This window comes from Roseicyclus salinarum (assembly GCF_029624655.1).
GTDB lineage: Bacteria > Pseudomonadota > Alphaproteobacteria > Rhodobacterales > Rhodobacteraceae > Roseibacterium > Roseibacterium salinarum.
Genome location: NZ_JARRSA010000022.1, coordinates 26,569 through 44,901, shown reverse-complemented (window position 1 = coordinate 44,901; position 18,333 = coordinate 26,569). Strand labels below are relative to the sequence as shown.

The 18,333-nt window shown below is 68.5% G+C and carries 17 protein-coding genes; 9 read left to right on the top strand and 8 right to left on the bottom strand.

What is annotated here, in order from left to right; translation table 11 throughout:
- The first annotated feature begins 73 nt into the window (after positions 1 to 73).
- Positions 74 to 886, top strand: a complete 813-nt coding sequence (locus P6F26_RS14175) for a metallophosphoesterase (RefSeq protein ID WP_278029348.1) — start codon at positions 74 to 76, stop codon at positions 884 to 886.
- 4 nt (positions 887 to 890) lie between these two features.
- Here the strand turns inward: P6F26_RS14175 and mnhG are convergent, their stop codons facing one another.
- From mnhG to P6F26_RS14135, 8 genes are all read right to left on the bottom strand, one after another.
- Entirely contained in the window at positions 891 to 1,223 is a 333-nt protein-coding gene (gene mnhG / locus P6F26_RS14170) for a monovalent cation/H(+) antiporter subunit G (RefSeq protein WP_278029347.1), read from the bottom strand.
- On the bottom strand, positions 1,220 to 1,561 hold the full coding sequence (locus P6F26_RS14165; RefSeq protein ID WP_278029346.1) for an MrpF/PhaF family protein: 342 nt from the start codon (positions 1,559 to 1,561) through the stop codon (positions 1,220 to 1,222). Before P6F26_RS14165 ends, mnhG begins: the two co-directional genes overlap by 4 nt.
- Before the next feature lie 4 nt (positions 1,562 to 1,565).
- On the bottom strand, positions 1,566 to 2,042 hold the full coding sequence (locus tag P6F26_RS14160; protein ID WP_278029345.1) for a Na+/H+ antiporter subunit E: 477 nt from the start codon (positions 2,040 to 2,042) through the stop codon (positions 1,566 to 1,568).
- Positions 2,039 to 3,577: a Na+/H+ antiporter subunit D gene (locus P6F26_RS14155; RefSeq protein ID WP_278029344.1), complete on the bottom strand. Its 1,539-nt coding sequence runs from the start codon at positions 3,575 to 3,577 to the stop codon at positions 2,039 to 2,041. Before P6F26_RS14155 ends, P6F26_RS14160 begins: the two co-directional genes overlap by 4 nt.
- Entirely contained in the window at positions 3,574 to 3,939 is a 366-nt protein-coding gene (locus tag P6F26_RS14150; RefSeq protein ID WP_278029343.1) for a Na+/H+ antiporter subunit C, read from the bottom strand. The genes P6F26_RS14155 and P6F26_RS14150 overlap by 4 nt, the downstream gene beginning before the upstream one ends.
- Positions 3,939 to 4,361, bottom strand: a complete 423-nt coding sequence (locus P6F26_RS14145) for a Na+/H+ antiporter subunit B (protein ID WP_278029342.1) — start codon at positions 4,359 to 4,361, stop codon at positions 3,939 to 3,941. The genes P6F26_RS14150 and P6F26_RS14145 overlap by 1 nt, the downstream gene beginning before the upstream one ends.
- A 1-nt stretch (position 4,362) precedes the next feature.
- Positions 4,363 to 6,726, bottom strand: coding sequence for a putative monovalent cation/H+ antiporter subunit A (locus tag P6F26_RS14140; RefSeq protein WP_278029341.1), 2,364 nt, complete (start codon positions 6,724 to 6,726; stop codon positions 4,363 to 4,365).
- A gap of 81 nt (positions 6,727 to 6,807) precedes the next feature.
- A complete protein-coding gene (locus P6F26_RS14135) occupies positions 6,808 to 7,770 on the bottom strand; it encodes a universal stress protein (RefSeq protein ID WP_278029340.1) in 963 nt (320 codons plus the stop codon).
- Positions 7,771 to 7,874: 104 nt separating this feature from the next.
- On the opposite strand from P6F26_RS14135, the gene P6F26_RS14130 reads away from it, so the two are divergent.
- From P6F26_RS14130 to P6F26_RS14095, 8 genes are all read left to right on the top strand, one after another.
- Positions 7,875 to 8,795, top strand: a complete 921-nt coding sequence (locus tag P6F26_RS14130; protein WP_278029339.1) for a LysR substrate-binding domain-containing protein — start codon at positions 7,875 to 7,877, stop codon at positions 8,793 to 8,795.
- A 321-nt stretch (positions 8,796 to 9,116) separates the two neighbouring features.
- Positions 9,117 to 10,058, top strand: a complete 942-nt coding sequence (locus P6F26_RS14125) for a hydrogen peroxide-inducible genes activator (RefSeq protein WP_278029338.1) — start codon at positions 9,117 to 9,119, stop codon at positions 10,056 to 10,058.
- A gap of 90 nt (positions 10,059 to 10,148) precedes the next feature.
- Positions 10,149 to 11,114 carry a LysR family transcriptional regulator gene (locus tag P6F26_RS14120; RefSeq protein ID WP_278029337.1) on the top strand — a complete coding sequence of 322 codons (966 nt, stop codon included), beginning with the start codon at positions 10,149 to 10,151 and terminating at the stop codon, positions 11,112 to 11,114.
- A 490-nt stretch (positions 11,115 to 11,604) separates the two neighbouring features.
- Positions 11,605 to 13,545: an acetate--CoA ligase gene (acs, locus tag P6F26_RS14115; protein WP_278029336.1), complete on the top strand. Its 1,941-nt coding sequence runs from the start codon at positions 11,605 to 11,607 to the stop codon at positions 13,543 to 13,545.
- Positions 13,546 to 13,552: 7 nt separating this feature from the next.
- Positions 13,553 to 14,254, top strand: coding sequence for an adenylate kinase (locus P6F26_RS14110; RefSeq protein WP_278029335.1), 702 nt, complete (start codon positions 13,553 to 13,555; stop codon positions 14,252 to 14,254).
- Between the two features lie 94 nt (positions 14,255 to 14,348).
- Positions 14,349 to 14,609, top strand: a complete 261-nt coding sequence (locus P6F26_RS14105) for a DUF4212 domain-containing protein (protein ID WP_278029334.1) — start codon at positions 14,349 to 14,351, stop codon at positions 14,607 to 14,609.
- Positions 14,610 to 14,624: 15 nt separating this feature from the next.
- Positions 14,625 to 16,406 (top strand): sodium:solute symporter family protein, encoded by a 1,782-nt coding sequence (locus P6F26_RS14100; RefSeq protein ID WP_278029333.1) that lies wholly within the window; start codon positions 14,625 to 14,627, stop codon positions 16,404 to 16,406.
- Between the two features lie 105 nt (positions 16,407 to 16,511).
- The gene (locus tag P6F26_RS14095; RefSeq protein WP_278029332.1) at positions 16,512 to 18,332 is read left to right on the top strand and encodes a DUF294 nucleotidyltransferase-like domain-containing protein; all 1,821 of its coding nucleotides are present in this window, start codon (positions 16,512 to 16,514) and stop codon (positions 18,330 to 18,332) included.
- The last annotated feature ends 1 nt before the right edge of the window (position 18,333 follow it).

The window sequence follows — 18,333 nt, the reverse complement described above, 5'->3', positions numbered from 1 at the left end:
CGGGCGGCCCGTGGCGTCGCGGCGTCCGCCTTTCCCCTTGCCAACCCGCCACCGAGGTCGCACGTCAGGCATCATGATGCGCTCCGTCCGTTCGCTTCTCCGCCGCAAGGACCGCCCCGAGGCCGCGCCCGCCACCGCGGGACGCGCCGCCGAGGCCGATCACCCGCGCCCGGAACGCGCGACCTACATCGTGGGCGACATCCACGGACGCGCCGATCTGCTGGAACTGCTGTTGGAACTCATCGACGCGCATATCGGCGGCACGGGGGCGGGCGATCCGCAACTGGTGTTCCTGGGCGACTATGTGGACCAGGGCCCCGACAGCGCCGAGGCGCTCGCCCGCCTGCGCGAGCTGACGCGCGACTACCCCCGGAACGTCATCTGCCTGATGGGCAACCACGAGCGGATGCTGCTCGACTTCCTCGCCGATCCGGTCACGCGCGGGCCGCGCTGGATGCGCGCCGGCGGGGCCGCGACGCTCAGGAGCTTCCGCATCGACACCGACGACATGCAGGCCGCCGCGAAGGTCCCGGATTTCGAGGATGCGGCGCGCCGCCTGCGCGCGGCGATGCCCGAAGGCCTGGCCGAGTGGATGGCCGGCCTGCCTCTCAGCTGGAACTCGGGCAACGTCTGGGCCGTCCATGCCGGCGCCGACCCGGTCCACGCGATGGACGCGCAATCCGCGCGCGTGCTCCTGTGGGGCCACCCCGAGTTCGAGGCCGTGGCCCGCGCCGACGGCACATGGGTCGCCCATGGCCATGTCGAGATGGAGGGGCCCGTCTTCGCGGACGGGCGCATCGCGCTCGACACCGGCGCATGGCGGACCGGGCGGCTGACGGCCTGCGCGCTGCGCCCCGACGGGCGCCACGACTTCCTTCAGACCTGACGGCCTAGCGAGACAGCTCGCGTTCGGCCTTCTCCTCGATCTTCGTGTTCCACAGCGCCACGCCCGACCGGAACGCCGCGCGCCCGATCGTGTGCGCCGCGACCGGCGCGGTGATCAGCAGGAACAGGATCGTCGCCACCGCCCGCGTGGTCGTGGCGGTGTCGGCGAAGTAGATCGCGACCGCCACGAGGATCAGGCCCGATCCCAGCGTGCCCGCCTTCGTCGAGGCGTGCATCCGGATCAGCACGTCGGGAAGCCGCAGGACCCCGAGGCCCGCCACGAAGCAGAAGAAGCCGCCCAGCAGCACCAGCGCCGCCATGATGATCTCGGCGATCATGTCCGTTCCTCCCCTTGCGGTTGCGCGTGCTGCGCCGGCGGCACCTCCTCCAGGCGGCTTTCGTCCCGCCGGGTGACACGCCGCTCCACGAACCGCGCCAGCGCCACGGTGGCGAGGAAGCCCACCAGCGCCAGCACGATCGCCACGTCGACGAAGGCCGTATCCTGCGAGAGCATGGCGTAAAGCCCGCAGAACGACACGATCAGGACCGTCATCATGTCCAGCGCCACGATCCGGTCGGGCAGGCTCGGCCCCTTGATCAGGCGCACGAAGGCGAAGGCCACGCCCAGCATCACGAGGACGAACGACACGTCGATGGCTACATCCAGAAGTCCCATTGGCCTACTCCATCGCCTCGATCACCCAGCGTTCCATGCCGTTCTTCATCTGCGCCCGGATGGCATCGGGATCGTCGGCGAACATGGCATGGATGAACAGGGTATTGCAGTCGTCCGTCACGTCGAGCGACAGCGTGCCCGGCGTGAGCGAGATCAGGTTCGTCACCAGCAGGATCTCCATCTCGCCCTTCGCGTCGAGCGGCATCGCGATCACGCCGGGACGCGCCTTGTGCGAGGGCGTGAGCACGTCCCAGACCACCTGCATCGAGCTTGCGAGCAGTTCGTAGAGGAACAGGACGCACAGCTTCGCCCAGCGCCAGACGCGGCGGAAATAGCGGTCGCAGCCCGGAAAGAGCGGCCGCGTGAGATACAGCGCGGCCGAGCCGAGCGCGAAGCCCACGACCAGCCCCGACAGCGTGATGTTGCCCGTCAGCGCCGCCCATGCGACGGCCAGCGCGATGTTCAGGGTGAAGATGTTCATTCGGCCGCCTCCATCTGCGCCAGTCCCGGCGCGCTCGTCCCCACCTCACCCAGCACCGCCACGATGTAGTCGCGCGGATCCAGAAGCTGCCCCGCCGCGCGCTCGGCGAAGGCCACGAAGGGCTCCGGGAAGAAGCCGATCACGCAGGTCAGCGCGGCGAGCGACGAGATCGGGATGAGCAGCGCCGCCCGGTCGCGCGGTGTCAGCGCCGCGAGCGTGGGCGTCTGGCCCGCGGGATGCGGCTTCCAGAAGGCGTAGCCCCATATCTTCGTCATCGAGTAGATCGTCAGAAGCCCCACGACCAGGGCCACGGCCGCGATCCAGTAGGCTCCGGCATCGAGCGAGGCCTTCACGAGGACGTATTTCGCCCAGAACCCCGACAGCGGCGGGAAACCCGCGAGGCTGAAGGCCGGGATCAGGAACAGCAAGCCCAGAAGCGGCGCGGTCTTGTAGAGCCCGCCGATCCGGTCGAGTTCGGTCGAGCCCGCGATGCGCTTCGCCACGCCCGCCACCAGGAACAGGTTCGCCTTCACGATGATGTGGTGCACGAGGTAGAACACCGCCCCCACGATCGCCAGCGGCGTGAAAAGCGCAAGGCCGAGGATCATGTAGCCGATCTGGCTGACGATATGGAACGACAGGATACGCCGGAAGTCGTTCATCGCCGCCGCCCCGAGCACCCCCGTGACCATGGTGAAGCCCGCGACCCAGAGCAGGATCGTGTGGGTATAGGCGACGTCGGTCGTGAAGATCAGCGTGAACACCCGGATCAGCGCGTAGACGCCCACCTTCGTCAGGAGCCCCGCGAAGATCGCGGACACCGCGAAGGCGGGCGTGTGGTAGGAGGCCGGCAGCCAGAAGAACAGCGGGAAGACCGCCGCCTTCACGCCGAAGGCGATCATGAACATCACCGCGATCACGATCAGGAGGCCGGGATTGCCCACCTCCTGGACCGCGCCGTGCAGGTCGGCCATGTTCAGCGTGCCGGTCATGCCGTAAAGCAGGCCGATCCCCGACAGGAACAGGATCGTCGAGACGAGGTTCAGCGTGACGTACTTGATCCCGCCGTCCAGCTGCTCGCGCGCTCCGCCCAGCACCAGAAGGCCGAAGGACGCGATCAGCATCACCTCGAACCAGACGTAGAGGTTGAAGATGTCGCCGGTCAGGAACGCGCCGCAGACGCCCGCCAGCAGCACCTGGTACAGCGCGTGGTAGCCCAGCGCCTCCTTGCGCTCGTCGATGTCGGCCAGCGCGTAGACCGCGACGGCAAGGCCCGTGATGCCGGTGATCACGACCATCACGGCGGACAGGAGGTCGGCCACCAGCGTGATGCCGAAGGGCGCGCCCCAGCCGCCCATCTGAGCGGCGACGACGCCCCGGTCGAGGACCTCGGCCATCAGGACGCCCGACGCGACCAGAAGCGCGGCCGAGCCGATGACCGACAGCCACCGTCCCTCGGGCCCCTTGCGGAACAGGAAGGCCAGGACCGCCGTGGCGAAGGGGATGATGATCGGGGTTGCGAGGATCCAGCTCACTCCGGCGTCTCCGTCTTGGGCTCGGCCAGGCGCATCTCGTCGGAGTTGAGCGTGCCGAGGTTCTGGTAGGTCCGGTAGACCAGCGTCAGGGCGAAGGCGAACAGGCCGAAGCCGATGACGATGGCCGTCAGGACCAGCGCCTGCGGCAGCGCGTTGGCCACCGCCTCGACCGGCGCATCCTCGCCGTAGGGGATCAGCGGCGGCGCCTCGGCCGTCAGCCGGCCCGACACGAAGATCGTCAGGTTCGCGGCGTTCGAGATCAGGATCAGCCCGAAGATGAAGCGCAGAACGTTCCGCGCGAGCATCAGGTGGATCGCGGCGGCCACCAGCACGCCGACCATGATGGCGACGAAAAGCTCCATCAGACTTCCTCCTCCAGCGCGAGCACCAGCGTCAGGACCGACCCGAACACCACCAGGTAGACCCCTATGTCGAAGAACAGGACGGAAGAGATCGGGATGTATTCCCCGCTTTCACGGTCGCCGATGAACCACCACTGGCCGGTGAAGAAGGCGTCGTCGAAGAACACGGCGTAGACCCCGGCGGCCAGTGCGACGCCGAGCCCGATCATGGCGATGTTCTGCGGTTCGTAACGCAGCGCCTCGCGCGTGGCGTCGGCCCCCTGTGCGATCGCATAAAGCACAAAGCCCGTCGCCCCGATCAGGCCGCCGATGAAGCCTCCGCCCGGCAGGTTGTGGCCGCGCAGGAGCATGAACACGGAGAACAGCAGCAGAAGCGACACCAGAAGCCGCGTCGCCGCGTTGAGGATGATCGAATTCATCATGTCAGCTGTCCTTCCCGGAAGCGGGCGTCGCGTTGCGGGTTGCGGCAGGCGTCGCGGCGGGCGTCACCGTCGCCGGCGGGTCGGACACGCCGCCCTCGTAGCGGGTCCCGCGCAGAAGCGCGTAGGCCGCCAGCGCCGCGATCACCACGACCGCGATCTCGCCGAAGGTGTCGAGCGCGCGGAAGTCCACGAGGATCACGTTGACGATGTTGCGCCCGAAGGCCTCGGGCCAGCTCGCGATCTCGAAGTAGTCCGTGATGCGCCGGTCGATGTCGCCCTGCAGCACGCCGATCAGGATCAGCGTCACAAGCGCGCCGATCGTCACCGACAGGGCCGCATGGCCCGGCCGCCGCTGTTCCTTGCGGATGTTGAGGTGCGGCAGCTTCAGCATCGCCACGGCCACCAGCACGACGGTCAGCGTCTCCACCAGAAGCTGCGTGATCGCGACGTCTGGCGCGGAGAACATGATGAAGATCAGCGCGACGCCGATGCCGACGACGCCCAGCGCGGCCACCGCGGTCATGCGGCTCGAGGTGTATGCCGTCAGCAGCGCGCCCGCGGTGATGAAGACCAGCACCGCCCAGTGCTTGAACAGAAGCCCGTCAAGCTGCCCGGCAAGATCCAGGGTCACCGGGCCCAGCGCGTCCTTCGCCCAGATCGTGGCCGCCACACCCACCGCGAGCGTCACGAAAACGGTGACCATGTAGCGTTGCAGGACGCCCGACTGCAGGATGCGCGTCTGCCATTCGGCCAGCGCCTTCAGCCCGTCGAGGGTGCGGTCCCAGCCGGGATCGAACTTCAGCGGCGATATCTCGATCGCGCGGGCGAGGACCGCGCGCAGGCGACGATGGCTCATGTAGAGGACGAAGCCCGAGGCGAAGGTCACGAGCGACAGCACGAAGGCCTGGTTCACCTCGCGGAAAAGGTAGAGGTCCACCTCGACGCCCGATCCGTAGACCGCTAGCGTTGCCGGCGCGATCAGCCACGTCGCGCCCAGATCCGCCGCGACGCCGAAGACGAGGCTGAGCGCGCCCAGGATCAGGGGCCCGATCCACATCGGCCACGGTCCCTCGTGCGTGGCCGAAAGCCGCTCGGGCAGACGCCCGAGGAAGGGCCGCGCCACGGCGATTCCGGCGGCGACGAACATCAGGACCGAGGCCGCGAAGATCGTGCCCGTCACCCAAAGGGACGCGACATCGAGGCCGAGACCCGCTTTGTAGAGGAACTCCTTCCCGATGAAGCCCACCATCGGCGGGATGCCGGCCATCGAGATCGCGGCAAGCGCGCCGGCCACGAAGGTCACGGGCATCTTGCGGGCAAGACCGCGCAGATCGTCCACCTCGCGCGTGCCGGTCTCGTGATCGACGAGGCCGATCATCAGGAACAGCGCCGCCTTGTAGAGCGAGTGCACCACGAGAAACAGCATCGCCGCCTTGATGGCGTCCGACGTCCCCGCGCCGATGAACAGCGTCAGCGCGCCCAGCGCCATCAGGGTCGTGTAGGCCAGCACCTGCTTGATGTCGGTCTGGCGCACGGCAAGCAGGCTTGCGAAGACGGTGGTGAAGCCGCCCGCGACGACCAGCGTCCAGAACCAGAGGTCCGTCTGCCCCAGCGCGGGGTTCATCCGCGCCATCAGGTAGACGCCCGCCTTCACCATCGTGGCCGAATGCAGGTAGGCCGACACCGGCGTCGGCGCCGCCATCGCGTTGGGCAGCCAGAAGTGGAACGGGAACTGCGCCGACTTCGTGAAGGCCCCCGCGAGGAACAGGATCGCGATGGGCAGGTAGTGCGGATGCGCCCGGATCTCGTCGCCCCGCGTCAGGATCACCGACAGCTCGAAGGACCCCGCCGCGTTGCCCAGCATGATCATGCCGGCCAGCAGCGCGAGGCCGCCCGTGCCCGTCAGCAGGAGCGCCTGAAGCGCCGAGCGCCGCGACTTGGCGCTGTCGCTGTCGAAGCCGATCAGCAGGTAGGACGAGATCGTCGTGATCTCCCAGAACACGAACAGCGCGATCAGATTGTCGGCCAGCACGAGGCCCAGCATCCCCACCATGAACAGCATGAGGTAAAGGACGAAGCGCGGGTATTCGGGATGATTGCCGAGGTATTTCGTCGAATAGAGCGTCACCAGCGCCCCGATCCCCGAGATCAGGAGGCCGAAGGTCAGGCTGAGGCCGTCGATCAGGATCGACAGCCTGATGTCCATGGACGGCACCCAGTCGATGCCCAGAAGGACCTGCCCGCCCGCCTGCACGGGGGCGAGGAACTGCAGGAACCAAAGGAATATCGCCGCCGGGATCAGGACCGAGATCCACCCCGCCGGACCGCCAAGGACGCGCGGCACTTCTGCTCCGGTTTTCGCCAAGCTCTTCTTCCCTATCCCTCGCGGGCCGCGTCGCCCCGCCCTTCGCGGCGGGTCCGGCCCATTTCTCTCACTTGCGCCCCGTCACCCGGCGTCCAGCGTCACCGGACATGCGAACCCCTCGGGCTTCAGCGCGATCACCGAACAGGTCACGGCGCGCAGGATCGTCTCGGCGGTGTTTCCCATGACGAACCCCGCAAGCCCCGTGCGCCCGACCGTTCCCATCACGATCAGGTCCATCTCCTCGGCCTCGGCGAACGCGGCGACGACGTCGCCGGGGTCGCCCTTGACGAGGTGCCGATGCGCCTGCGGCACCTGCGGATATCCCTCCAGAAGCCGCGCGAGGCGCCCCCCCGCCTCCTGCCGCTCGCGCTCGACCATGCGGTCGACCTCGTCCTGCCGCCCCGAGGTGTAGCGGCCGTGACGCAACGCGCGCTCGGCCTGCAGGAACCATGCGTGCGCGACATGGATCTCGGCGTCGTCGCGCGTGGCGAGGCTGGTGGCGAGGTCCAGCACGGCGCGGTCCAGCCCCTCGCGTCCGGCATCGGCCTCGGGCGAGGGATCGACCGCGGCAAGAACGCGGTCGAACTTGCCGTGGCCCTGCCCCATCAGCATCCAGACCGGACAGGGACACTTGCGCATCAGGTGCATGTCGAAGCCCTTGAACGCGCCGCGCCCGTGGCCAGCGTCCGTCGCGCCCTTCACGACGATGTCGTGGCCTTCGCGCAGGACCATGCGGATCACCTCGACGAAGGGGACGCCCTGCAGGACCGCCTCGCTCACGTCCACGCCCTGCGCGCGGGCGCGGGCGGCGAAAGCGGCGAGCCTGTCGCGGTGATAGGCCAGCACGTCTTCCTCGATCACGCCGCCGCGCGCGCCCGATAGCGCGTTCAGAAGCCGCGACAGCTCCCCCGGCGCGGCGTCGATGACGTCCACGAGCGTCAGCGCCGCGCCGTTGACGCGGGCAAGGTGCACGGCACGCTCGAAGGCAACCTCGTCGAGGCTGTCCTCGGTCAGCACCGCCAGGATGCTCTTGAAGCGTTGCATGTCCGTCCCCGCACAAGATCAAGGCGGAGGTAGGGCCTCGTTTCTGATTGGTCCAATCGAAATTCAGGAGTATTTTGATCGATGTTATCTATCGAAAGCCCGCCATGCCCAGCCTCCAGCAACTCAGATACCTCGCGCTCCTGTCCGAAACCCTGCATTTCCGGCGCGCGGCCGAGCGGGCGAACGTCACGCAGCCGACGCTGTCCGCACAGCTTTCGGCGCTGGAGGAGAAGCTGGGCGTGCAGCTGGCCGAACGCTCGCGCTCGCGCGTCGTGATGACCGCCGAGGGCGAGGAGATCGCGGCCCGCGCGCGCCGCATCCTCGCCGAGGTGGACGAGATCGTGGAAATCGCGCGGCGCGGCGGCAAGCCGCTGGGCGGCACGATCCGCGTCGGGGTGGTGCAGTCGCTCGGCTCCTACTTCCTGCCGCTGGTGATCCCCGACCTGCACGCCGGGTATCCCGACCTCAGGCTCTATGTCCGCGAGGGGCTGGCGTCCGACCTCATGGGCCGCCTCGAGGCGGGATCGCTCGACCTGCTGTTCCTGCCGCTGCCCGCGGCGGGCGCGGAGCTTTCGATGGCGCGGCTGTTCCGCGAGCCGCTGCTGGCCGTCGCCGCCAACGATCATCCGATCGCGGCGCTCGACCGGGTTCCGCGCGACCGGCTCTCGGGCGAGCGCATCCTGACGCTCGAGACGGGGCACCGCCTGCACGACCAGGTGCGGCGCATCTGCGAGGAGACGGGGGCCGAGATCAGCCTCGACTACGGGGCCACGTCGCTCGACACGATCCGGCAGATGGTGGCGATGGGCCTCGGCATCTCGCTACTGCCCGCGCTCTACGTCCGCTCCGAGGTCCGGCCCAACCAGCTCGTGACCGCGCGGCCCCTGGAAGGCCCGCAGCCCTTCCGCGCCGTCGGCATGGTCTGGCGGGCGCGCGCGGCGCGGGGCGCGGAATACCAGGAACTTGCGCAGGCGATCCGGCGCATCCTCCGGAGCACGACGCCGGAGGTGACGGTTGTCGATTGAACCGGTGGTCGATTGAACCGGGGGTGGATTGAACCGGGAGGATCGTACGACCGAGGGACGGACGATCTCCAGGCGGTTGACGGCGGGGTCCGCGTAAAGACCGTCCGAAGGATGCCGGTGCGGGTCCGTGTGCACTGGTAGGGACAACTGCCAGCGCGGCACCGACATCCTGGCAGAACCGCGCGTGCCCACGAGCCTGCCATTCCGTTCCCTCGATCGTGGACCAGACGTAACCGGAGTCGGCCATAGTAAAAAGATCAGCAAGCCTTTCATTTCCATTGGATCTTCCTATGTCCAACGGAAAGAGGGGATAGCCGCACGATGCCGAACTCGATTCCGCCGTTCACCCTTCGCCAGCTCCGCTATCTCGTGGCGCTGGAGGACACGCAGCATTTCCGCGAGGCCGCCGAAAGCTGCGGCATCTCCCAGCCCTCGCTTTCCGTGCAGATCAAGACGCTGGAGGACGCCCTCGGCCAGACGCTGGTCGAGCGCGGGCGCGGCCCTGTCCAGCTTACGCTGGCCGGCCGCGAGGTCGCGCGGCGCGGGCGCGAGATGCTGGACGCGGCGCAGGACATCCTCGATCTTTCGGTGACGCTGAAGTCCGGGCTGGCAGGGACCATCCGGATGGGCACGTCGGCCACGCTCGGCCCCTACCTCATGCCTTTCGTCGTGGGCGACCTGCACCGCTCGCATCCCGACCTGCGCCTCTATATCCGCGAGGCTGCCCCGCGCGAGCTGATGCGCCAGCTCAACGACGGCCAGCAGGACCTGATCCTGACGCAGCTTCCGGTGCCGGGCGCGGCCTTCGAGACCGCGCGCCTGTTCCGCGAGCCCCTGTCCGTCGCCCTGCCCGCCGATCATCCGCTCGCCGCGCGCGACGGCCTCGACAACCACGACCTTGCCAACGAGACGGTGCTGTCGCTGTCGCCCGCCTATGCGCTGCACGACCAGATCTCGGCGCTGTGCGCCGAGACGGGCGCGCACCTGTCGCGCGACTACGAGGGAACGTCGCTCGACGCGCTCAGGCAGATGGTGGCGATGGGCATGGGCATGACCTTCCTGCCCGCCCTCTACGTCCGCTCCGAGATCGATGCGCGGGCGGCCGGGGACGTCGTCACGCGGCCTTTCCGCGGACGACGCTTCGCGCGCTCCATCGGGCTTGTCTGGCGCCGGAACTCGGGCGCCGGCGCGGCCTTCCAGCGCCTCGCCGAGATCGTCCGCGTCACGGCGCGCAACTTTCCCGAGCTCGTCATCGAAAGCTAGCGCACCGCAAGCGCATTGACGCCGGGGACGGTGCGGCCATCATGGCGTCATGACACCTCCGCCGCGCGCGCCCGACCGACAGGACCGCAGATGCCAGCAAATCCCCTGAAGGGCCTGACGCTGCGCGGGCTCGAGGTGTTCACCTCGCTCGCGCGGACCGGATCGGTCGCGGCCACGGCAAGCGAGCTGGGCCTGTCCGCACCCGCCGTCTCGCAGCAGATGAAGAACCTCAGCCAAGCCCTCGGCGTGGAGCTTCTGGACCATTCGCGGCGGCCGATGACGCCGACGCCCGCCGGGCGGCTGTTTCTCGAACGCGCCGAGACTGCGCTGGAGCTTCTGCGCGCCGGGCAACGGGACCTGACCTCGCTCGACCTGACGGGGCTTTCCGCGCTGTCGCTCGGCGTGATCGAGGATTTCGAGAACGAGGTGACGCCGACGCTCGCCATGCGGCTGGCCGAGGCGATGAGCCAATGCGCCTTCCGCCTGCAGACCGGCCCCAGCCATACGCTTGCCGCCCGCCTCGCCGACCGCGCGCTCGACGTCGCGATCTGCGCCGCGCCCTCGGCGGATCCGCCGGGCACGGTGCCGCACCCGCTGGTGCGCGACCCCTACATCCTCGCCGTGCCGCGCGGCGTCCGCCCCGAGGCCGACCTTGCCGAGCTGTCCGGCCTCGCTTTCCTGCGCCGGGACCTCGACCAGGTGATGGGCCAGCAGATCGAGGCCTATCTCGGACGCGCCGGCCTCAGCCTGCCGCAACGCTTCGAGATCGACTCCAACCAGTCGATCAGCGCCCTTGTCGCGTCCGGCACCGGCTGGACGATCACCACGCCCCTCAGCCTGCTGCGCGCCGGGCGTTTCGCGGGCGGCATCGACGCCCTGCCGCTCCCGGGCGAGCCGATCTCGCGGCGCATCGTGCTTTATGCCGCCGATGACTGGGCCGGCCCGATCCCCGAACAGATCGCGACCCTCGCGCGGGAACTGATCGGCACGCACTTCCTCGAACCGGGGCTGGAGCGGATGTCCTGGCTGGGCGAGGCCTTCGCGCTGCTGGGGTGACGCGGGCCGCCCGCTGAAAACCGCATCCCGCGCCGCGCCGCCGGCAACGCCCTGCGCGGGACGGAAATTCGCGCCATCTGTAAACGAATTTACAACTTCTGCACTGCGGCGTGAAAACTCATGACATAATCGAATCGGCCGCTTGCGCGACATATTCTTTCGCCGACGCAAAACTGCCATGGTCCGCCCGAGGCGGAATCGGCTGGGAGCGACTGCACCCCGACCGCCATCACGACGGCCGAAGCCGGCGGCATCCGCGAGGGAACACGGACGCGGGTGGCAAGGGAAGCGGCGACGGCCCGTCGGAACAGGTTGGGGGAGGCTGACCGGACATCGTCATGCCCCGAAAGGGGCGCCCGCATTCGCCGAGGCGCCGACGCGCGGCCTCGGGCGGGACCATTGGAACACGTCGGGGCCGGGACGGTCCCGCCGACGGTCCGGCGCGATCCGCAAGGGCGGCGGCGCCGTCGCATCCTGGAGGGGATCCGAAATGCCGAAAGACAGCCAGACGCCGAGCCTTCTCGCTGACGCCCACGTGGACACGGCGGCCTACACGCGCATGTACGGCGACAGCGTGCGCGACCCCGAGGCCTTCTGGGCCGAGCAGGGCAAGCGGCTCGACTGGATCAAGCCCTACTCGAAGGTGAAGGCCTCGTCCTTCGCCCATGACGACGTGCACATCCGCTGGTTCGAGGACGGCACCCTGAACGTCGCGGCGAACTGCATCGACCGCCACCTCGCGACGCGCGGCGACCAGACCGCGATCATCTTCGAGCCCGACGACCCGTCCGAGCCCGCCCAGCACATCACCTACGAGATGCTCCACACCGAGGTCGGCCGCTTCGCCAACGTTCTCAAGGAACTGGGCGTGACGCGCGGCGACCGCGTGGTGCTCTATCTGCCGATGATCCCCGAGGCGGCCTACGCCATGCTCGCCTGCGCGCGGATCGGCGCGATCCACTCGGTGGTGTTCGCGGGCTTCTCGCCGGACGCGCTCGCCAACCGCGTGAACGACAGCGAGGCGAAGGTCGTGGTGACCTCCGACGGCGCGCCGCGCGGCGGCCGCGTGACCGAGCTGAAGGACAACGTCAACAAGGCGCTGCTGCACTGCGACGACCATGTGAAGTGCCTCGTGGTCAAGCGCACCGGGGCGCAGGTGGCCTGGGTCGCCGAGCGCGACGTGTGGTATGACGACATCGCCTCGACCGTCGGCACCGACTGCCCCGCCGAGGAGATGAACGCGGAGGATCCGCTGTTCATCCTCTACACCTCGGGTTCGACCGGACGGCCCAAGGGCGTGGTGCACACCTCGGGCGGCTACCTCGTCTATGCCGCCATGACCCACCAGATCACCTTCGACTACAAGGACGGGGACGTGTTCTGGTGCACGGCCGACGTCGGCTGGGTCACGGGGCACAGCTACATCATCTACGGCCCGCTTGCGAACGGGGCCACGACCCTGATGTTCGAGGGCGTGCCGACCTATCCCGACGCCGGCCGTTTCTGGGCGGTCTGCGAGAAGCACGCGGTCAACCAGTTCTACACCGCGCCGACCGCGATCCGCCTCCTGATGGGACAGGGCAACGAGTTCGTGACGAAATACGATCTCTCCAGCCTGAAGCTGCTGGGATCTGTGGGCGAGCCGATCAACCCGGAAGCCTGGAACTGGTACAACGAGGTCGTGGGCAAGGGGAAATGCCCCATCGTGGACACCTGGTGGCAGACCGAGACAGGCGGCCACCTGATCACCCCCCTGCCCGGCGCGACCGAGACCAAGCCGGGGTCGGCCACCGTGCCGTTCTTCGGCGTGCAGCCCGTGATCCTCGACCCGACGACCGGCGCCGAGATCCACGAGACCGAGGCCGAGGGCGTCCTTTGCATCAAGGACTCGTGGCCGGGCCAGATGCGGACCCTCTGGGGCGACCCCGACCGCTTCGTTCAGGCCTATTTCTCGGACTACAAGGGCTACTACTTCACCGGTGACGGCTGCCGCCGCGACGCCGACGGCTACTACTGGATCACCGGGCGCGTCGACGACGTCATCAACGTCTCGGGCCACCGCATGGGCACTGCGGAAGTCGAAAGCGCGCTGGTGGCCCACGAGAAGGTGTCGGAGGCCGCCGTGGTCGGCTTCCCGCACGATCTCAAGGGCCAGGGCATCTACTGCTACGTCACGCTGATGGCCGACGAGGAGCCGACGGAGGAGCTCAAGAAGGAGCTCCAGACCTGGGTCCGCAAGGAGATCGGCCCGATCGCAAAGCCCGACGTCATCCAGTTCGCCCCCGGCCTGCCCAAGACGCGCTCGGGCAAGATCATGCGCCGCATCCTGCGCAAGATCGCCGAAAACGACTTCGGGTCGCTCGGCGACACCTCGACGCTGGCCGATCCCTCGGTGGTGGACGACCTCATCGCGAACCGTGCGGGCAAGTGAGAGCATGATGGACGACGCCACCGTCAGGACACGCCCCGTCAACCTCATCCTGCTCGGCCCTCCGGGGGCGGGCAAGGGGACGCAGGCCCGGATGCTGATGGAGCGCTTCGGCCTCGTGCAGCTTTCGACCGGCGACCTCCTGCGGGGCGCGGTCGCTGCGGGCACGCAGGCGGGCCTCGCCGCGAAGGCCGTGATGGAAAGCGGCGCGCTCGTCTCCGACGAGATCGTGCTGGCCGTCCTGAAGGAACGGCTGGACCAGCCCGACGTCGCGGCGGGAACCATCCTCGACGGCTTTCCGCGCACCACCGCGCAGGCCGAGGCGCTCGACGCGCTTCTGGCCGAGCGCGGCCAGCGCATCGACGCCGTCGTGAACCTCGAGGTCGACGACGAGGCGATGATCGCCCGCGTCTCGGGCCGCTACACCTGCGCCGCCTGCGGCGAGGGCTACCACGACAGCTTCAAGCAGCCCGCCGAAGACGGCGTCTGCGACAAGTGCGGCGGCCGCGAGATGAAGCGCCGCGCCGACGACAACGCCGAGACCGTGCGCACGCGACTGGCCGCCTACCACGCCGAGACCGCGCCGCTCGCAGACCATTACGCCGCCCGCGGCGCCCTCACCTCCATCCCCGCGATGGGTGAGATCGGCGAGATCGCCGCGCGGCTGCACGCGATCGTGGCCTCCCTCGACGAGGGATCCGCGGACGCATGACGAAATCCGCCGCCGGGGCCATCCGTCCCGGCGGCGGTACATGCCGGACTGACCAGGAGGGACTGGCCGGCCTGGACCTCGAAGGGAGAGCTACATGGCTGAAAAAACTGACAACAATGCCTACTGGGCCGCGAACATCCGCCTTGTGACCATCTGTCTGGTCATCTGGGCCCTCGCGTCCTACGGCTTCGCGATCCTGCTCCGCCCGCTGGTCAGCGGGATCGAAGTGGGCGGCACCGACCTGGGCTTCTGGTTTGCCCAGCAGGGATCCATCCTCGTGTTCCTCGTTCTGATCTTCTTCTACGCCTGGCGTATGAACAAGCTCGACAAGGAACATGGCGTGGACGAGCAGTAAGGGGCGGACCTGACCATGGATCAGACAACACTCAACATCATCGTCGTGGGCCTGAGCTTCGCGCTCTATTTCGGCATCGCGATCTGGGCCCGTGCGGGCTCGACCTCGGAATTCTACGCCGCAGGCCGCGGCGTTAACCCCGTCGTCAACGGCATGGCCACCGCGGCCGACTGGATGTCGGCGGCTTCGTTCATCTCGATGGCGGGTCTCATCGCCTTCGTGGGCTACCAGAACTCCACCTTCCTGATGGGTTGGACCGGCGGCTACGTCCTCATGGCGATGCTGCTCGCGCCCTACCTGCGCAAGTTCGGCAAGTACACCGTGCCGGAATTCATCGGGGACCGCTACTACTCGAACACCGCCCGCGTCGTGGCGGTGATCTCGCTGATCATCATCTCCGTGACCTACGTGATCGGGCAGATGACCGGCGCAGGCGTCGCCTTCTCGCGATTCCTGGAGGTGAACTCCACCATGGGCCTGCTGATCGCCTCCGGTGTCGTGTTCATCTACGCCGTTCTCGGCGGCATGAAGGGCATCACCTACACCCAGGTGGCACAGTACTGCGTGCTGATCATCGCCTACACGATCCCGGCGATCTTCATCTCGCTCCAGCTGACCGGCAACCCGATCCCGGGCCTCGGCCTGTTCTCGGACATGGCGCCGGGCAACACCGGCGCCGGCACGCCGCTGCTGGTGACGCTGGACGGACTGCTCACGGACCTCGGCTTCAGCGAGTACACCACGGGCAGCTCCTACTGGCTGATGGCGCTGTTCACCCTGTCGCTGATGATCGGCACCGCGGGCCTTCCGCACGTCATCATCCGCTTCTTCACGGTGCCCAAGGTGGCCGACGCACGCTGGTCCGCCGGCTGGGCGCTGGTGTTCATCGCTCTGCTCTACCTCACGGCGCCCGCCGTGGGTGCGATGGCGCGCCTGAACATCACGACCACCATGTGGCCCAACGGGATCGAAGGCGAAGCCGTGGCGCAGGACGAACTGCCCGACTGGTTCCGCACCTGGTCCGTGACCGGCCTTCTGGCGGTCGAGGACAAGAACGGCGACGGCCGGATCCAGTACTACAACGACGGCAACGCCGAGATGCAGGCCATCGCGGCCGAGCGCGGCTGGGAGGGCAACGAGCTCGTCACCTTCAACCGTGACATCCTCGTGCTCGCCAACCCCGAGATCGCGCAGCTTCCGGGCTGGGTCATCGCGCTGATCGCCGCAGGCGGCATCGCGGCGGCACTGTCCACGGCGGCCGGTCTTCTGCTCGCCATCTCCTCGGCGATCAGCCACGACCTCATCAAGTCGGTGATCAACCCCAACATCTCGGAAAGGGGCGAGCTTCTGGCGGCCCGGATCTCGATGGCGGGCGCGATCGTGCTGGCGACCTACCTGGGCCTCAACCCGCCGGGCTTCGCGGCCCAGACGGTGGCGCTGGCCTTCGGTCTGGCGGCGGCGTCCCTGTTCCCGACGCTGATGATGGGGATCTTCTCCAAGCGGATGAACTCCGCCGGGGCGACGTGGGGGATGCTGGCCGGTCTCATCCTGACCTGCCTCTATCTCTTCACGTACCTCGGCTGGTTCTTCATCCCCGGCACCAACATGCTGGAGAACACGGCGTCGAACTACCTGTTCGGCATCCCGCCGACCCACTTCGGCCCGATCGGCGCGCTTGCGAACTTCGCGGTCGCCTACTTCGTGTCGAAGGCGACGGCCGCACCGCCGCAGCACATCCAGGAGCTCGTCGAGAGCGTCCGGGTTCCGCGCGGCGCCGGTGGCGCGACGGGTCACTGACCCTCGGACACGGGAACAGGGCCTGCGACACCGCGGGCCCTGTTCAGGACACCGGCGCATCCCGACACCATCGGGGTGCGCCTTTCTTCTTCAGGGACCGAACCGATGCCCGAAGCCGTCGACATCGCCGCCACGCTGGCCGCAACGCATCCCTACGACGCCCTGCCCGACGCGGATCGCGAGGCGCTGGCCCGCGACGTCGACCTGCATGACATCGCCGCGGGAGGGACCGTCTATTCCGCGGGCGAGCCGCAGACGCATCTCTACCTGATCCTCGAGGGGCGCATCGACATCACCGACCCCGACGGCGAGGTCCTGTCGATCCTCGGCCCCCGCAACTCGTTCGGCGAGCGCGGCCTGATGAAGGGCGGCACCGCCGTCGTCAGCGCGAAGGCCGCCGAGGACACGCGCCTCCTGCGCATCCCGGCCGAGGCGTTCCACAGGCTGATCGGGTCGCACCCGCGCGTCATGCGCTTCTTCGACCGCACCCGCCCCGCCCGCACCCGGCGGCAGGACATCACGACCATGGCGCTCGCGGACCTGATGACGCGCGACCCGCTGACCTGCACCCCCGCGACGCCGCTGATCGAAGCCGCCCGCAAGATGCGCGAGATCCACGTCTCGTGCATCATCGCCGCCGAGGACGGCGCGGTGCGCGGCATCCTGACGACTGGCGACATCACCTCGCGCGCGGTGGCCGAGGGGCTGCCGCTGGATACGCCCGTGGCCGAGGTCATGACCGCCGACCCGGTGACGCTTCCGCCGGGCGCGCTGGTGGCCGACGTCCTGCACACGATGGTCGAACGCGGCATCACCCACATGCCGGTGGTCGAAGCCGGCCGGCTGGCCGGCATCCTGACCCAGACCGACCTCACGCGGTTCCAGGCCACGTCCTCGGCCGCCCTGATCCAGGAGATCGCGGCCGCGCCCGACCGCGCGGCGCTCGCCCGGATCGTCGGCCGCATCCCCGACCTGCTGGTGCAACTGGTCGCGGCACAGAACCCCCACCAGGTCGTCACGCGCCTGATCACCGACATCGGCGACGCCACGACGCGCCGCCTTCTGGCGCTGGCCGAGGCGCGGCTGGGGCCGCCGCCGGTGCCCTACCTCTGGCTCGCCTGCGGCAGCCAGGGCCGGCAGGAACAGACCGGCGTGTCGGATCAGGACAACTGCCTGATCCTCGACGACGCGGTCTCGCCGCCCGACGACGCCTATTTCGCCGAGCTGGCAAGGTTCGTCTCCGACGGGCTGAACGAGGCGGGATATTTCTTCTGCCCCGGCGACATGATGGCGACGAACATCCGCTGGCGGCAGCCGGTGCGCGTCTGGCGCAAGTATTTCGCAAACTGGATCGCCACACCCAACCCCGAGGCGCAGATGCTGGCTTCGGTCATGTTCGACCTGCGTCCCATCGGAGGGCATTTCGGCCTGTTCGCCGACCTCCAGGACGAGACGCTGGCCGCCGCCTCGAAGAACTCGATCTTCGTGGCGCACATGATCTCGAACTCGCTCAAGCACCAGCCGCCGCTGGGCCTCTTTCGCGGCTTCGCGACCGTGCGCTCGGGCGAGCACAAGAACACGATCGACCTCAAGCACAACGGCGTGGTCCCGGTCGTGGACCTTGGGCGCGTCTATGCGCTGAAGGGCCGCCTGACCGACGTGAACACCCGCGCGCGGCTGATCTCGGCGGTGGATGCGGGCGCCGTCTCGGCGTCGGGGGGGCGCGACCTGCTGGACGCCTACGACATGATCGCGCAGACACGGCTGGAACATCAGGCCGAGCAGATCAAGCGCGGCGAGGCGCCCGACAACTTCATGACGCCGGGCGATCTTTCGGATTTCGAACGCAGCCACCTGCGCGACGCCTTCGTCGTGATAAAGACCATGCAGAATGCCGCGGGCTCCGGCCGCGGCTACCTGAGTTGAG

Excerpts from the sequence above, each read along its gene's own strand:
- P6F26_RS14175 (WP_278029348.1), top strand. The coding sequence starts at position 74 with ATGATGCGCTCCGTCCGTTCGCTTCTCCGCCGCAAGGACCGCCCCGAG.
- mnhG (WP_278029347.1), bottom strand. The coding sequence starts at position 1,223 with ATGATCGCCGAGATCATCATGGCGGCGCTGGTGCTGCTGGGCGGCTTC.
- P6F26_RS14165 (WP_278029346.1), bottom strand. The coding sequence starts at position 1,561 with ATGGGACTTCTGGATGTAGCCATCGACGTGTCGTTCGTCCTCGTGATG.
- P6F26_RS14160 (WP_278029345.1), bottom strand. The coding sequence starts at position 2,042 with ATGAACATCTTCACCCTGAACATCGCGCTGGCCGTCGCATGGGCGGCG.
- P6F26_RS14150 (WP_278029343.1), bottom strand. The coding sequence starts at position 3,939 with ATGGAGCTTTTCGTCGCCATCATGGTCGGCGTGCTGGTGGCCGCCGCG.
- P6F26_RS14145 (WP_278029342.1), bottom strand. The coding sequence starts at position 4,361 with ATGATGAATTCGATCATCCTCAACGCGGCGACGCGGCTTCTGGTGTCG.
- P6F26_RS14135 (WP_278029340.1), bottom strand. The coding sequence starts at position 7,770 with ATGCAACGCTTCAAGAGCATCCTGGCGGTGCTGACCGAGGACAGCCTC.
- P6F26_RS14130 (WP_278029339.1), top strand. The coding sequence starts at position 7,875 with ATGCCCAGCCTCCAGCAACTCAGATACCTCGCGCTCCTGTCCGAAACC.
- P6F26_RS14125 (WP_278029338.1), top strand. The coding sequence starts at position 9,117 with ATGCCGAACTCGATTCCGCCGTTCACCCTTCGCCAGCTCCGCTATCTC.
- P6F26_RS14120 (WP_278029337.1), top strand. The coding sequence starts at position 10,149 with ATGCCAGCAAATCCCCTGAAGGGCCTGACGCTGCGCGGGCTCGAGGTG.
- acs (WP_278029336.1), top strand. The coding sequence starts at position 11,605 with ATGCCGAAAGACAGCCAGACGCCGAGCCTTCTCGCTGACGCCCACGTG.
- P6F26_RS14110 (WP_278029335.1), top strand. The coding sequence starts at position 13,553 with ATGGACGACGCCACCGTCAGGACACGCCCCGTCAACCTCATCCTGCTC.
- P6F26_RS14105 (WP_278029334.1), top strand. The coding sequence starts at position 14,349 with ATGGCTGAAAAAACTGACAACAATGCCTACTGGGCCGCGAACATCCGC.
- P6F26_RS14100 (WP_278029333.1), top strand. The coding sequence starts at position 14,625 with ATGGATCAGACAACACTCAACATCATCGTCGTGGGCCTGAGCTTCGCG.
- P6F26_RS14095 (WP_278029332.1), top strand. The coding sequence starts at position 16,512 with ATGCCCGAAGCCGTCGACATCGCCGCCACGCTGGCCGCAACGCATCCC.